Source organism: Terribacillus aidingensis (genome assembly GCF_040703035.1).
Classification (GTDB): domain Bacteria; phylum Bacillota; class Bacilli; order Bacillales; family Amphibacillaceae; genus Terribacillus.
Map to the genome: position 1 here is coordinate 2510455 of NZ_CP159996.1, position 15581 is coordinate 2526035.

Here is a 15581-nt window from a genome sequence, read left to right on the forward strand (position 1 = left end):
GCCATGTGCTGTCGTTTTTTATTTTGCCCTATTAGGGAAGGCTATAGCTATATCTGTTATAATGATAGGATAATGATTTTTTTAGACTGGAGACTGGGCTTTCATGCAATCTTATTTTCTCGACAAACAAGATATCATCAAAGTGACAGGCGATCGATTCTACCGAAGAGGATTGGAGTATGTCAATAAAGGGCGTGTGCAAGGTCTGAGCTTCACGCCATCCATCAACCAATGGAAGGCTGTTGTCCGCGGCACCGAAAACTATCCTGTACGGATTTTCTTCTTTGAGGACGACGATCTTGATGGTGTGTGCAGCTGCCCCGCCTATCACACCCATTATACATGCAAGCATATCGCTGCCGTTCTGATCGCGGTCAGCCGGAACCGGTTTGACAGTAATGGATACACAGTTACCGAAGAAACAGCTGCACCGACAGCTGCCCGTCAAACTGATTTTACGGATCGGCTTGTACAAGCATTCGTATCTCCTTCCGAACGACTGACATCCAAGCCTCCGGAAACTTTGAAGCTGGAATATAAGGTCGAACAGCGCTTTATGCAAACGAACGGTAACACGGTCTTCGAGGTCGAACTGAAGGCAGGTACAGCCCGCACCTACATCGTGCGCCTAGCTGAGGACTTTCTCCGAAGTGTGCTGCATCAAACCCGCTATCAGCTGACGCCGAGTTTTGCATTCGATCCTCGTGTACATATTGTTACCCCCGAGGACAAAGCTATCCTGGAGCGATTGCTGGAAGCTTGTGAGAACAGTATGATTCATGATTTCACAGCTTCTTCCCTTCAGTCGGAAAAACGCGCGATCAAGCTGACGCCTTCACTAGCCAAGACTTTGCTGCCGCAGCTTGCAGATGCAGGTGCCTCACTCCATTTGCTGCATACTGAACCGATGGATACATTTCAAGTGAGCAGTCAGCCAGCACGGTTGGACTTCTATCTTTCGACGGATGAAGACGACATGCTGCAGCTAGGAGTACAGGATATCGCAGCATATGAATATATCAAAAACTACCATTACCTAGTCAAGGATGACACGCTATATCCTGTACCTCCCGACCAGCGGGAATTGGTCAAGGAACTGTTCGCCATCCTTCCTTATCGCCATGATACACCTCAGACTGTATCGGATAAGAACGTGGACCGTTTTGTGTCGCAGGTTGTTGGCAAGCTGGAACAAATCGGACATGTGCATGTTGCTGAAACAGTCCGGAGCAAAGTCGAAATGGCTCCCCTTGTTGCAAAAGTCTTTTTAGATGAGACGGACGATGTACTGCACGCCAGTGTATCTTTCCATTATGGAGATCACGTCATCCAGCCAGGACAACAGCAGTCAGATATGCCTGTCATCAAACGTCAGCCCGCTAAGGAAGACAAAGTCCTTCAGCAATTGCATGCAGCTGGATTCCGCTTTTCCAAAGGCCGTTTCCACTTGCTCAATGTAGAGTATATGTATGTGTTCCTTCATGAGCATCTGCCAGCTTTACAAGAAGTGGCTGAAGTGTATATATCCAGTCGGGTGCAAGCGATGCAGGCCGATGATCAGCATGAGGTTTCCTCTTCCGTCAGACTGCAGCAGGAAAAAGGGATGCTTGAAATCAGCTTTGATGTTTCCGGTCTATCAGAGGCACATATTAGCAATGTCCTGCAGGCAATGGTAGAGAAGAAAAGATATTACCGTATCCCAGATGGTGCATTGCTCGATCTGGAGCAGGAATCCATGGAGAACTTCCAAGACTTCCTTGAACAGATGCAAATCAAAAAGAACCAGCTGAATAATCAGCATATTTTCGTACCGATTGCTCAAAGTATGCAAGTAGAAGAGTCCTTACGCGGAGCTGAAATGGAAGCAGCATTCCAGACACTGATTGAGCGGCTTCGCCATCCGGAACAAATCGAGTTTGACTTGCCATCTGGACTGCAGGCAACACTGCGGGATTATCAGCTGACTGGCTTCAAATGGATGAAAACACTAGCTTATTACGGACTCGGCGGTATTCTGGCCGATGATATGGGACTTGGAAAAACACTGCAGACGATTACCTATCTCACATCAGAACGAGAAGCTAACCCAGATGCACGCCCTGCTCTGATCGTCGTACCTTCCTCTCTGCTCTATAATTGGCAGAAGGAATTTGAGAAATTCGCTCCAAGCATGCGTACACTAGTTATTTCCGGCTCGGCAGCAGAACGGCAGGAACAGCTTTCCCAGCTGGAAGAGCATGATATTATCATCACGTCTTATCCTTTATTGCGGATTGATCATCATGTGTACGCTGGGCATGTGTTCGATAGTCTGATCCTGGATGAAGCGCAGGCAATCAAAAACCATGCAACGCAAACTGCCAAAGCAGTCGGACTGATTCAAGCTGGTAAACGATTTGCATTGAGTGGCACCCCAATCGAAAATAGGCTTGAGGAGCTGTGGTCGATTTTCCACACGATCTCACCTGGTCTATTCCGCAGCCGGAGGTCATTCACTGATTTGGAACCGGAAAAGATCGCCCGGATGACACGTCCATTCATCCTAAGACGAGTAAAAACGGACGTTCTGCACGAGCTTCCTGAAAAGATCGAGACAACGAACTATTCAGATCTTACGCAGGAACAAAAAGAAGTGTATGTCGCCTATCTGGAGCGTATACGTAGGAAGATCGATCAGACGATTGCAGAGAAAGGTTTCGATCGCGGTAAACTCGAAATACTTGCAGGACTGACACGACTGCGCCAAATCTGCTGTCACCCATCTTTGTTCATTGAGAACTACAGCGGCCAATCAGGTAAACTGGAGCAGCTGCTCCAGGTTATCCAAGAATTGAAGCAAAGCAATAAACGATTCTTGATTTTCTCCCAGTTCGCCAGCATGCTGGGAATTATCCAGCAGGCACTGGATGAAACGGACGTCTTCTATCTGGATGGCAGTACACCTGCCAAGGAAAGAATGCAGATGGCAGAAGCGTTCAACGAAGGAGAAAAAGACGGCTTCCTGATCAGCTTGAAAGCCGGGGGGACAGGACTAAACCTGACAGGTGCTGATACCGTTATCCTCTTTGACTTATGGTGGAATCCAGCTGTAGAAGAGCAAGCTGCTGGAAGGGCACACCGTATCGGACAGAAAAATGTCGTTCAGGTGATCCGCCTGCTTACACGCGGAACGATCGAGGAACGAATATTTGAGTTACAGCAGCGTAAACGAGCGCTTGTCGATCAAATCATCCAGCCTGGTGAAACGATGCTTAACACACTTTCAGAAGAAGAAATACGCAGCCTGCTATCCATGCAGGTAGAATAAGGAAGGAGCAAGCCATGTGGCTTGCTCCTTTTTCTTATAATACAGATTCGATTATCTCATCGAATTTATCACTTACCAGACTTCTGTTATTCAAGATTTCTTCATTCTTAAACGAAACACTTCCTCTATGCTCGTCTAAATTCAAGTTCTCCATTAATGAAGAAAATACGCCTCTGCTTCGCTTATCTATTTCAAAGTAAATCGTCGTCTCATACTCGTCCTGCAGGATATAAACCTCCAGTTCATCGAGTTTCTTTAAGTATCTTCCATGGGTAGGGATAAATTCGTACTGCTGAATATACGGTCTGGCTATCTTGATTCCGTATGGAGGCTTCTGATTTTCCATTTGCCTGAATCTGAATCCGATTACCTTTATTGCATCGATGATATTTTCATGCACTTCTGTCGGCTCAATGGATATATGATCTATGTCACTTAAATCAACTGCATTCTTCACATCCACATCCGTACCGATCCAAACCGGCGGTACATTCTTGAATGTCTTAGGATCCTGCATCGTAATTGGTGTATCCAAAGGAATTCGAAAAGAAAATGGAATCTCCTTTCTTTCCCCTTTTGAGATAATAAACGGCTCATTCACTTTATGCGTATACACAACTGCCTGCGACAGACGATCACTATCCTCATGTCCATACACCGTCATCAGTTTCAGATTGATAGAGTCGATCTCTTGGTCAGTTACGCCGCCCTTTATTTCAACGACACCATACAGAATCTCTCCTTGAACGAAATAATTATTCCTGATCTTTGTATCCACCTTAGCTGAACCAATTCCAACACTAGCAATCAATTTATTGAAAATAGACATATAATCACCTCATATTATTGGTTAGACTGTATACGCGTGGAGTGGAAAATAGTTTCAATTATTCCTTTATCTAAAAAATAAAAGGAATAATTTTCTTTTTATGGTACTATCAAAACTAGTACTTATTTTTAAAGGCTTGATAGTTTAATAGAGTACAAAGCCAATTTACAAAAAGAAGGTAACAAAATGGAGATCATCACTGAAAAATTACTGTTTATCGCTTTGTTCATTTTTATCATTCACTCGATAGAAACACTCGCTTATGCTGTAAGATTATCCGGTGCAAGAGTCAAAATGATTGCTTCGGCACTGTCTCTCTTTAACATAATGGTTATTGTATCAAGATTGTCGAATACGATGCAGCAGCCATTCTTAGGAAGTCTAATCGATTCTGCTCCAAAAGAAAATACGCTGGAGTTTGTAGAGACTCAATTCCGTTTCCTTATTGGCGCATCAACAGTTGGAACAGCATTAGGTATTCTCTTACTTCCTACTTTCATCGCACTATTTTCAAGAGCGATCATTCATTTATCAGAGGAAAAAGGTTCTGTCCCTTCTTTAATGAAAAGGGTTTTTTCATTACATTACATAAAGCGCAGCATAATGCATTTTAGTCTTCCAAAATTTTCTATTTACGGGATACGAAGGTGAAAGATATTCCAATAAGGCTCTTCCTCGTAAATATGCTTATTACCGCAATCTATACAATCGGGGTGCTAGCTGCATTATATGCGGCTTTATTAGTTCCAGATAGAGGGACTACAGCAATCATGGCATCAGGATTGATAAATGGACTAGCAACCATACTTTTGGTAGTTTTTATTGATCCCAAGTTATCTGTCATGGCAGACGATATCGTGAATCAAAGAGGAAGTTATAACAAACTAAAAAGTATGACGCTCATAATGGTAACGTCCAGGCTGTTGGGAACGTTACTAGCTCAAGTATTCTTTATATGGGGAGCAGAATACATAGCTTGGTTCACTAAATTCATTGCCTAAGCGTAATCCACACATCTGAATCTAATAAAAAGCCTACTTAACTGTAATCAGTTAAGTAAGCTTTTTTAATTGACGAATTTGACATTAACTGCTGATAGGCACAGCTTTCTTCTTATGCTGTTCCTGTACAAAGATAATACCAAGCTCATGCGGCTCGCCTTCATACATCGCTCGTTGTTTAATCCGTATTTCACCTTGTTCATCCCGGATTTCCATTTTGCAATATTGACTGTTGGATTGCACTGCTTCATAAAATGCTCGTTCTGTCGTTACACGGACGCCGTTCACTTTTTCGATTCGCTCTCCCGGCAGCAGACCGAGTCTGTCAGCTGGGCTTTCCGGAATGACACCAAGAACAAACATCCCATTGCTGCTCTCCGTATAATACATGGCGCGCTTGCGATCTTTGTTCCGGAAGGAGAGTGTGATGGCCTCTCTGCCGATAAGTGCGATAACGAAAGCTGCGATCGCGAAGTAATAGGAATACATACTTGCCAAACTCACTGCCAAGGTAAGCAACGCAAGCATCAAGACCATTTTCCCTTGCTTACGTGCCTCAATAAATGCTGGACGGCCTTTGGCAATACCGTCTATACCAGTCAGCAGCGGCACTAGCAGCAGGCCGTAGCTTGTTCCGTTTAGATGGAAGAAAGGCCACCATGGAGCGAACGGTTCAATTGCGCCAGCTGGCACTAACAAGAAGAAAGGAATGAACAAAAGCTTACGGAAACGATGCTGGCCAATCCAGCGTCCCCGAGGACCCTTGACAAGCTCTGGCAACGTATCCTCTCTTTTGATTGTAAGCAGCAGCACAGCTTCTGCAACCATAACGATACTCATGATCAGTGCAAAGCTGATCCAATTAAGACCTGTAAGGTCATCTGCCCATCCAGCCGGCAAATAGTCAGCAGCATATGGCGCTGCGCCCAAAGCGAGCAGAAAACTGAATCCGAAAATATAAGCGGATGACAGCCATGTGAAACGAAGCAGCAACGTCAGCAGAATCGTTACAGCGCTGATTAATAAGACGACTGCTGGTGTAACTACGATTCCCGCTCCAACACTCACGGCCGTAAGCAAAAGTCCGAAAACAAGTGACAGAACCCATGTGCCTGTCCACTCTTTGCCAAAACCAAATACCTTCGTACCGAAATTGTTCCGCTCTTTTCTGATTCTGCGGTTGGAAACGAACAGAGTCAGCAGCACTGCCCAATAAAGCAGCGGATTTAAAAAGAAGTTTCCGATCCCATAAAGCAGTTCGGTCAACCAATCATTCACCATTATGTGTCTCTCCCTATAAACCAACTCTTATGTATATTGTCTATTCTAACATGATACTTCTTGTTTTCCTATGGCAATAGAAAAAGCCTCCCGTATGAAGGGAGGCCTTGTATCAATTACTAAAGAGCTGCTGCAGCGCTTTGTCCATTTGGTTATCATGCTTGCCATCGCGAACTTGCTCGATGATCTTCGTTTGAAGCAGATCTGCTGTTTCCTGATCCACTTCACCTGTTGCCTGCAAATCATTATCCTGCTGGAACTGCTTGACTGCTGTTTCTGTCTTTTCATTGAAATAACCGTCCTTACGGCTCGGGTCAAATCCGAGGCCGTCCAGCATGATTTGCAGGTTCTTGATCTTGTCATTATTATCATTGAATGTCAGCTTTTCATTTTCATCCAACTGGATTGGTGAACTGTAGAAATACTCTGGCTGATTAACTTCAACAGTTGGTTTGATACCTTTTTCATGAATCCAATCTCCGTTAGGCGTCAGCCATTTGTATAGAGTCAGTTTGAGCATCGACTCATTCTCCAAAGGTACAGTTTGCTGTACAGTACCTTTCCCGAACGTCGTTTTCCCAATTAGCTCATAACCGCCGGCCTGATTCATCGCACCAGCAAGAATTTCAGATGCCGAAGCACTCCCCTCATCAATCAGGACATTGATCGGGTAATCCTTCTTCTCGTTCAATTCGGTATAAAACTCTTGTTTCTCACCGTTCTTATCTTCAATTTGCAAATATGGCTTTTCTTTTGTCACAAAGTTCTTCAGAATGTCCTCCACGGTAGTCAGGATTCCGCCTGGGTTACCACGGACATCGATGATCAATCCTTCGATATCTTCCTGCTCTAGCTTATCCAGCGCTGTCTTGAATTCATCAGCTGTGCTCTCGGAGAATGATGTGATTTCTAAGACACCTGCTTTTTTGCCGTCCACTTCTTTTGTATCTGCATAGACAGTTTCAACTGGAATCTCATCACGGGTGACATCAATCTTCAATTCTTCGGATACACCAGGTCTCTTGACGGACAATGTCACTGTCGTACCTTTTTCTCCGCGGATTTTATTTACTGCTTCCTGCAGATCCAGCCCCTGCAAGGAGTCACCATCCACTTCAAGAACTTGGTCGTTTGGGCGTAAACCAGCATCCTCTGCCGGTGAATCCTTGATCGGCGCCACGATTGTCACCTGCTTATCGACCATGCTCACTTCAGCTCCGATGCCTTCAAACGAAGACTCCAGCTGCTGATTCAGCTGTGTAGAAGATTCTTCATCCAGGAAGGAACTGTACGGATCATCCAATGTTTCCAGCATCCCCTGGATTGCCCCTTCCTGCAGCTGCTGCGCATCTGGTTTCGCTAACGCATTATCCTTGATGAGCTCGTACGCATTTTCCACCTCGGTCAGACTGCCCGAATCATCTGAAGCTGATTGGAAACCAGACTCTTCCTTATCTGCATATGATGTAAAAGCATAGCTGCCGCCTGCCCCGACAATCAATGCCACAATAATCGCTATTACGAATGTCGCTTTTCTAATCTGCACGTTCGCCTCTCATCCTTTCTTACTTGTCCAATCCGTTAATCCTACTATTATGCTAAACTCCCTCTATCTTATCACTAAAAGAAGCAATTGATGTGAAAAAGGCACCTCCATTAATGGAGAATGCCTTTTACAATTCTGATATTAGAAATATTTCATTGGGTCTACTGCGTTACTCTTCGCACCGTTCCATTTACCTTCATGAATTTCGAAATGAAGGTGGGAACCAGTTGATCCGCCAGTGTTACCCATTTTCGCAATTTCCTGTCCTCTGGAGACTTTCTCTCCTTGAGAAACACCACGGCTGCTCATGTGACCATAAAGTGTTTCATACGTACGGCCGTTTATGGAATGTGTAATGATGATAACATTTCCGTAACCATTCATCGTACCGCTGTAAGAAACTACGCCGCTTGCCGCAGCATAGATTGGCGTTCCTGTAGCATTAGCTATATCTTGTCCATAGTGGTTGCCAGTTGATCCGCTTCCGAATGGATCTTGACGGACACCAAAGCCAGAGCTTAAGCGACCTGCTGCCGGCCATGAGAAGATACCAGCTTGTGCTGATTTTGCACTGGATGAGCTGCTGGAGCTCGATGAACTGCTAGAACTGCTAGAACTGCTGCTGGATTTAGAGCTGGATGAAGAAGACTCTTTTTTGCTTGAGGTAGAATCCTCCTGCGCAGCAGCTTTCGCTGCGGCAGCTGCTGCTTTCGCTTCTGCTGCTGCTTTTTCTTGTGCTGCGAGATCCATTTTCTCAGACTCGGCATCCTCTTGTGCTAAACGAAGTGCTTCCGCTTGGTTAGCTGCAAGCTCTTTCTGTTCTTCAGCAGAAAGAATTTGCTCGCCTAATCTCTCATATTCATCCTCAAGCTGCTGTTTTAGGTCTTCTTGCTCGCTTGCTTGGGATTTCAAATCAGATTTGATATCTTCCAATTTATCTTTTTGATCCTGCAAATTCTGTTTTTCATCTTCACGCTGCTGCTTTTGATCCTCAAGCTTCTGCTTCGCTTCGATGTAGCCGTTCAACAGCTCTTTATCAGAATCCATGATAGTAGTTACCGCGTTCAGACGGTTTACCATATCACCAAAGTTTTTGGAGCCCATCAATACTTGCAAGTACTGTACGTCTCCGCCGTTTTGCTGGATGCTGACGAGACGGTCAGATAATTTATCCTCACGCTTGTCGATGTCTTCTTCCGTTTCTACGATTTCACCAGAGATTTTTTCGATCTTTTCGTTCGTCTCAGTGATTTCGTCTTCTTTGTCATTCAAAGCATTTTCATTCTTATCGATCTGGTTATTCAAATCATCCAGTTTCGCCAGCAGATTGTCCTGCTCTTCCAGGTTTTCAGACTGCTCAGATTCTGCGTTATTGATTTGACCTTCAAGCTCGCTTTGCTTATTGCTGTTTTCCTCTTGCTGCTTTTGCAGATCCTCTATCTCGCTCTGTACATCAGATGAGGATTTCGCGAACGTGTGAATTGGAGTATGTAGGATTGCTCCCGTAGCTAGAACAGCTACAAGAACAGGCTTGATCATCTTCTTCATTCTTCTCTCATTCCCTTTCTTCCTTTAAAAGCATATATGGTAGGTTTATTAGACTTTAAGAAACTTGCGGACACTCATGACACTTCCCCAAACACCGATGATCGCGCCGATTGCCAGCAGTATACCTGCAAGCTGGAATGCGAATGGTGCATAAGGGAGAATCTCGACGAAACCGATACTGATGTTATCAGTCAAGTTGTGTGACAGGTAGTAGTACCCGCCAAGAACTAGTGCGACTGGTATTATGGCACCCAATACTCCGAGCAGCAGACCTTCGATAAAGAAAGGCCAGCGGATAAAGGAGTTTGTTGCTCCAACCAGTTTCATGATGCCGATTTCTCTGCTTCTGGCAATGATTGTTATTTTAATTGTATTTGAAATCAGGAAGATGGCCGTGAACACAAGACCAACGATCAAGACCGCACCGATAATCCGAGCGTACTTGTTTACAGTAAAGAGATTCTCTACCGTCCCCTTACCATAATCCACTTTGTCGACTCCATCCAGTTTCGAAATTTCTTCCGATACAGAAGCTATGTCATGCGGATCAGATGTTTTGACAATATACGTGTCACTCAATGGGTTGTCTTGTTCAAACAAATCCCATTCTGTTTGTCCCATATCTTCCATGAGCTGGTTTAACTGTTCTTCTTTTGAGGAATACTTTACAGAACCAACTTTATCAATCGATTCAAGCTGACCTTGGATTGACTGAACCTGGTCTTCAGCAAGTGTAGGATCCAGATAAACGCTCATTTCAACATCTGACTCAATATTGGTAGCGAATTTATTTAAGTTGAATACTACAGCCAGGAAGACACCGACCAGGATCAATGTTACCGTTACTGCCCCGATCGAGGCGATGGTCATCCAGCCGTTACGGAAGATGTTCTTTGATCCTTCCCGCAGATGGCGTTTCGCGGTATTAAATTTCATACCCGTAGTCACCTCCTGCTTCGTCACGGACGATACGGCCGTTTTCGATGGCGATGACACGTTTTTTGATCGTATTAACGATTTCTTTACTGTGTGTAGCCATGATGATGGTTGTTCCTTTGTTGTTGATATCCTCCAGCACCTTCATGATGCCCCAGGATGTTTCTGGATCCAAGTTCCCTGTCGGCTCGTCAGCGATCACGACCTTCGGGTTATTCGCAATTGCCCGGGCAATTGCCACACGCTGCTGCTCCCCTCCGGAAAGCTCATCAGGTAACGATCTAGCTTTATCTTTTATTCCAACAAGATCGAGTACTTCCATCACACGATCTCGGATCACTTTAGGAGACTCTTCTATTACTTCCAGGGCGAAGGCAACATTCTCATAGATTGTCAGTTTCGGAAGCAATTTGAAATCCTGGTACACAACACCGATTTTCCTTCTGACTCTTGGAATATGGCGTTCTTTATACGTGCTCAAATCTTTGTTATCTACTTTCACGATACCCGTGCTCGGTTTCTCACCTCGGAAGATCATCTTCACGAAGGTTGACTTACCGGCTCCGCTCGGTCCTACTAAATACACGAATTCCCCACTGTCGATATGCACGTCGACACCCTTCAGCGCTGTAACGCCATTGGAATACGTCTTATGCACACCCTTCATTTCTATCATGTTTTAACTCACCTTTGTTTTTATATTAATCTGCTAATTCATCAACTAAGTATGTCGAACATTGGCGAAAGCAAACGAAAAAGCTCTCAAACCTGAAACCATTATAACATCTTATTCCTATTTTTTTAGACATAATAATATTACATTTGTGTTTCAATATATGACAATAGACTCGGTTTTTGAAATATATTGCGTAGTATCTTGTCGCATCCACTCGCTGCTAAGGAAAAAAACACAACAAAATACCCATACAGCTTCTGTATGGGTATTTGTCGTTTATTACTTCTGCTGTTCCAGAAGCCATTCGGCGATTTTTTCCGCCTCTTCTCCTTCAGCCTGTCCGGCAGGCATACCGCCTTTGCCGTTTTCCATGATATCCACGAGTTCTTCTTTTGTATACGTAGAACCAAGGCTATCAAGCGGAGGACCGCCATTGCCGCCGCTCAAGTCCTGACCATGGCACATGGCACAGTTGTTTTCATACGCTTCTTGCGGTGTTCCGGCCGTGTCATCACTATTCCCGCAAGCAGCAAGGAAGAGCATGAACATCAAACTGCAGCCAGTTAAAACTAGTTTCTTCAAGAGAATCGCATCCTTTTCTTTGGGATGGAATAACGGTTCAGCTTGTTATGTTACAGGAATTTTACAAAAAGCTCTTAAATTGTGGAACGCAAGTATGCATTGATGAATGGATCTAGCTGTCCATCCATTACAGCTTGTGTATTTCCGGATTCTTCATTCGTCCGATGATCTTTTACCATGGAATATGGATGGAATACATAGGAACGAATTTGGCTTCCCCAGCCAATTTCCTTTTGTTCCCCGCGAATTTCGTTCAGCTCTTGCTGCTGCTTCTCAATTTCTAGCTGATACAGCTTTGCTTTCAGCATCTTCATTGCATGCTCACGGTTTTTGATCTGTGAACGCTCGGATTGACATGTCACGACAGTATTAGTAGGAAGATGTGTAATCCTTACGGCAGAATCCGTCGTATTGACGTGCTGTCCGCCGGCACCGCTTGAACGGTACGTATCGATTTTCAAATCCTCTGTCCGAATGTCCACATCGATATCATCGTCGAATTCTGGCATCACATCACAGGATACGAATGATGTATGACGACGACCTGAGCTATCAAATGGGGAAATACGCACAAGACGGTGCACTCCTTTTTCAGCCTTCAGATAGCCATACGCATTCAAACCTTTGATCAACAGCGTTACACTTTTCACGCCAGCTTCCTCACCAGGAAGGTAATCAAGCGTCTCCACTTTGAAGTTATGCTTTTCAGCCCAACGCGTGTACATACGAAGCAGCATGCTCGCCCAGTCCTGAGATTCCGTTCCGCCGGCACCTGGGTGCAGCTCCAGAATCGCATTATTCTTATCATACGGCTCACTCAAAAGCATAAGCAGTTCGAATTCATCCATTGCTTCACGCATGGAGACGATTTCTTCCTCCAGCTCATTGCGAAGATCTTCATCGTCTTCTTCCTTCACCAATTCGAAACTAACATCCAAATCCTCATGCTGGGATACTAGCTTTTCATAGCCTTCCACTGATTCCTTCAGGACATTGGATTCATTGATGATCTTCTGTGCTCCTTGCTGGTCATCCCAGAAGGATGGCTCAAGCATCAAATCTTCTAACTCGGCAATACGGGCTTTCTTCTGATCTAAGTCAAAGAGACCCCCTAAAGTCAGTTAGTTGTTTTTCCATTCGATCAAGTTCATTTCTGATTTCTGCTAATTCCATTTTCTCTCACCTCATATAAGTCTATAACACACACCATCATACTCTATGACTGGGACAGAACCCGTGCAACCATTAGTAGGGGTTTGTCAAAATCACTGACCATGGCAGTTTTTGTATTTCTTGCCGCTGCCGCATGGGCACGGATCATTTCGCCCTATCGTGTCACCTTTGACAACTGGAGCTTTTTTCTTTTTCTTATCGGCTTGTGTATCATCGCCACTGACAGCTTGGACACCTTTGGCAACTTGTTCACGCTGCAGGTTATCGCGGATTTCTGCTTTCAGTACGTAACGCGTAACTTCTTCCTTGATGGAACTAATCATCGCTTCGAACATGTTGTACCCTTCCAGCTGGTATTCACGAAGCGGATCGTTCTGACCATACGCGCGCAGGTGGATACCTTGGCGAAGCTGATCCATCTGATCGATATGATCCATCCATTTCGTATCAACTGTACGAAGCAGGATAACTTTTTCGAATTCGCGCATTTGATCTGGAGTCATTTCTTCTTCCTTCTGTTTCAAATGCTCACCGATTTTCTTAAGCAGCAATTCTTCAATTTCTTCTTCGTCTTTGTTCTTCAGCTCATCAACTGTAAGCTTGTCCTGTGGCAGCAGGTTGGCATGTACATATTCCACCAATGCATCCAGCTCCCAAGTTTCCTCTGAATCGTCAGCAGTATGTGCCTGAACAACCATATGAACCGTATCGCGGACCATTTCATCGATGATAGCATTCAGGTCATCGCTATCGATTACCTCGAAGCGCTGTTTGTAAATGATTTCCCGCTGTTCGCGTAGGACATCATCATAAGAAAGAACTGTTTTACGTGAGTCGAAGTTATTCCCTTCCACTCGTTTCTGAGCTGATTCTACAGCACGCGATACCATCTTGCTTTCAATCGGCGTGTTGTCATCCATGCCTAGACGATCCATCATGCTGCGCATGTTATCGGATCCGAAGCGGCGCATCAGTTCATCTTCCATAGACAAGTAGAACTGTGTCACACCAGGGTCACCTTGACGTCCGGCACGACCGCGAAGCTGGTTATCAATACGGCGGGATTCATGACGTTCTGTCCCGATAACAGCAAGTCCGCCAAGCTCTCGTACACCTTCACCAAGCTTGATGTCTGTACCACGGCCAGCCATGTTCGTTGCGATGGTCACCGCACCTTTTTGACCGGCATCCTCAATGATCTCCGCTTCACGGTGGTGGTTCTTCGCATTCAATACATTATGCGGTACACCAGCACGTTTCAGCAGCTTGCTGATCAGCTCGGAAGTTTCGACAGCTACTGTACCGACAAGCACAGGCTGACCAGTTTCATGACGAGCCTTGATTTCCTCTACAACCGCACGGAACTTGCCTTCCATGGATTTAAAGATGTAATCAGCTTTATCCTGACGCGTGATATCTCTATTCGTCGGAATCACAAGCACGTCCATATTGTAAATGTTACGGAACTCTTCTTCCTCTGTCTTCGCTGTACCGGTCATACCAGCAAGCTTTTTGTACATACGGAAGTAGTTCTGGAAAGTGATCGATGCCAGCGTCATGCTTTCATTCTGGATCTGCAAACCTTCCTTCGCCTCGATTGCCTGGTGAAGACCGTCGCTGTAGCGGCGTCCTTTCATCAGACGTCCTGTAAAGCTATCAACGATGATGACTTCATCGTCTTCTACAACGTAGTCCGTATCTCGCTGCATCGTCACATGGGCTTTCAATGCCTGGTTGATATGATGCGTGATGGATACATTCTTCAAATCGAACAAGTTTTCCAGGCCGAAGAATTTCTCTGCCTTGTTGATACCTTCCTCAGTCAGAAGAACGGACTTAGTCTTGATATCATTCGTATAATCTTCTTCCTTCTTCAACACACGAACAAAGGAATTAGCTTGTGTATACAAGCTTGCTGATTTAGCAGCTGAACCGGAAATGATCAATGGTGTCCGCGCTTCATCGATCAAGATGGAATCGACCTCATCGATGATGGCAAAATTGAGCGGACGCTGTACCATCTGGTTCTTATACAGCACCATGTTGTCACGCAAATAATCGAAGCCAAGCTCATTATTCGTGCTATATGTGATATCTGCCGCATATGCTTCCTGCTTCTGTTCACGTGTCATGCCCGAGCTATTCTGTCCGACAGTCAACCCAAGGAATTCGAATAGCGGACGGTTATTCTCAGCATCACGTCCTGCAAGATAGTCATTGACTGTGACAACATGCACACCTTCGCCAGATAAAGCGTTCAAGTATGCAGGCAGCGTACTTGCAAGTGTTTTACCTTCCCCTGTTTTCATCTCGGCAATGTTTCCGCCATGAATGGCGATACCGCCTAGCAACTGTACATGGAAAGGACGCATGCCGAGTACACGATCAGCTGCTTCTCTTACGGTTGCAAATGCTTCTGGCAGCAAGTCATCCAAGGACTCGCCATCCTTATAGCGCTTTTTGAATTCATTTGTCTTTTCTTTTAATTGTTCATCTGTATATGCTCGATATTCATCTGCTAATGTTTCTATTTGTTCGGCTGTTTTCTGGGCACGGCTGACTTGCTTCTGCGTACCGTCTCCAAACACCCGTTTAAGTAGTCCACGCATAATAACGCTCCTCTTTTAAATCAAAAAAGTATAGTCCAAAAATAATAATAACACTAGGTTTAGCGGTTTACAAGAAAGGGAAACCAGCTCCTT

General features: G+C 44.8%; 10 protein-coding genes and 1 pseudogene. 2 read left to right on the forward strand and 9 right to left on the reverse strand.

Features of this window, described 5'->3' with window-relative positions; genetic code table 11:
- Positions 1–103 precede the first annotated feature (103 nt).
- Positions 104–3307 carry a DEAD/DEAH box helicase gene (locus ABXS78_RS13260; RefSeq protein WP_366247590.1) on the forward strand — a complete coding sequence of 1068 codons (3204 nt, stop codon included), beginning with the start codon at positions 104–106 and terminating at the stop codon, positions 3305–3307.
- Positions 3308–3341: 34 nt separating this feature from the next.
- Here the strand turns inward: ABXS78_RS13260 and ABXS78_RS13265 are convergent, their stop codons facing one another.
- Positions 3342–4136, reverse strand: coding sequence for a sporulation protein (locus ABXS78_RS13265; RefSeq protein WP_366247591.1), 795 nt, complete (start codon positions 4134–4136; stop codon positions 3342–3344).
- 186 nt (positions 4137–4322) lie between these two features.
- Between ABXS78_RS13265 and ABXS78_RS13270 the strand changes: the two are divergent.
- Positions 4323–5137 (forward strand): annotated as a pseudogene (locus ABXS78_RS13270) (lipid II flippase Amj family protein).
- Positions 5138–5221: 84 nt separating this feature from the next.
- On the opposite strand, the gene ABXS78_RS13275 reads toward ABXS78_RS13270, so the two are convergent.
- The 8 genes from ABXS78_RS13275 to secA all read right to left on the reverse strand — a co-directional run bounded on the left by ABXS78_RS13275 (position 5222) and on the right by secA (position 15488).
- On the reverse strand, positions 5222–6418 hold the full coding sequence (locus ABXS78_RS13275) for a PDZ domain-containing protein (RefSeq protein WP_366247592.1): 1197 nt from the start codon (positions 6416–6418) through the stop codon (positions 5222–5224).
- Between the two features lie 112 nt (positions 6419–6530).
- Positions 6531–7958 carry a S41 family peptidase gene (locus ABXS78_RS13280; protein WP_366249944.1) on the reverse strand — a complete coding sequence of 476 codons (1428 nt, stop codon included), beginning with the start codon at positions 7956–7958 and terminating at the stop codon, positions 6531–6533.
- A 147-nt stretch (positions 7959–8105) separates the two neighbouring features.
- Positions 8106–9512, reverse strand: a complete 1407-nt coding sequence (locus ABXS78_RS13285; protein ID WP_366247593.1) for a peptidoglycan DD-metalloendopeptidase family protein — start codon at positions 9510–9512, stop codon at positions 8106–8108.
- A gap of 48 nt (positions 9513–9560) precedes the next feature.
- Positions 9561–10448 (reverse strand): permease-like cell division protein FtsX, encoded by an 888-nt coding sequence (gene ftsX, locus ABXS78_RS13290; RefSeq protein WP_366247594.1) that lies wholly within the window; start codon positions 10446–10448, stop codon positions 9561–9563.
- The gene (gene ftsE / locus ABXS78_RS13295; protein WP_366247595.1) at positions 10438–11124 is read right to left on the reverse strand and encodes a cell division ATP-binding protein FtsE; all 687 of its coding nucleotides are present in this window, start codon (positions 11122–11124) and stop codon (positions 10438–10440) included. The genes ftsX and ftsE overlap by 11 nt, the downstream gene beginning before the upstream one ends.
- Positions 11125–11403: 279 nt before the next feature.
- The gene (locus tag ABXS78_RS13300) at positions 11404–11706 is read right to left on the reverse strand and encodes a cytochrome c (protein ID WP_366247596.1); all 303 of its coding nucleotides are present in this window, start codon (positions 11704–11706) and stop codon (positions 11404–11406) included.
- A 74-nt stretch (positions 11707–11780) separates the two neighbouring features.
- Positions 11781–12879 (reverse strand): peptide chain release factor 2 gene (gene prfB / locus ABXS78_RS13305; protein ID WP_366247597.1). Its coding sequence is split into 2 segments (ribosomal slippage): positions 11781–12815 and positions 12817–12879, totalling 1098 coding nucleotides; the frame shifts between segments, so codons are not numbered across the junction.
- Positions 12880–12971: 92 nt separating this feature from the next.
- On the reverse strand, positions 12972–15488 hold the full coding sequence (gene secA / locus ABXS78_RS13310; RefSeq protein ID WP_366247598.1) for a preprotein translocase subunit SecA: 2517 nt from the start codon (positions 15486–15488) through the stop codon (positions 12972–12974).
- Positions 15489–15581 lie beyond the last annotated feature (93 nt).

Coding starts and splice junctions, on each gene's coding strand:
- ftsE (WP_366247595.1), bottom strand. CDS start 11,124: ATGATAGAAATGAAGGGTGTGCATAAGACGTATTCCAATGGCGTTACA.
- ABXS78_RS13285 (WP_366247593.1), bottom strand. CDS start 9,512: ATGAAGAAGATGATCAAGCCTGTTCTTGTAGCTGTTCTAGCTACGGGA.
- secA (WP_366247598.1), bottom strand. CDS start 15,488: ATGCGTGGACTACTTAAACGGGTGTTTGGAGACGGTACGCAGAAGCAA.
- ABXS78_RS13275 (WP_366247592.1), bottom strand. CDS start 6,418: ATGGTGAATGATTGGTTGACCGAACTGCTTTATGGGATCGGAAACTTC.
- ABXS78_RS13260 (WP_366247590.1), top strand. CDS start 104: ATGCAATCTTATTTTCTCGACAAACAAGATATCATCAAAGTGACAGGC.
- ftsX (WP_366247594.1), bottom strand. CDS start 10,448: ATGAAATTTAATACCGCGAAACGCCATCTGCGGGAAGGATCAAAGAAC.
- ABXS78_RS13265 (WP_366247591.1), bottom strand. CDS start 4,136: ATGTCTATTTTCAATAAATTGATTGCTAGTGTTGGAATTGGTTCAGCT.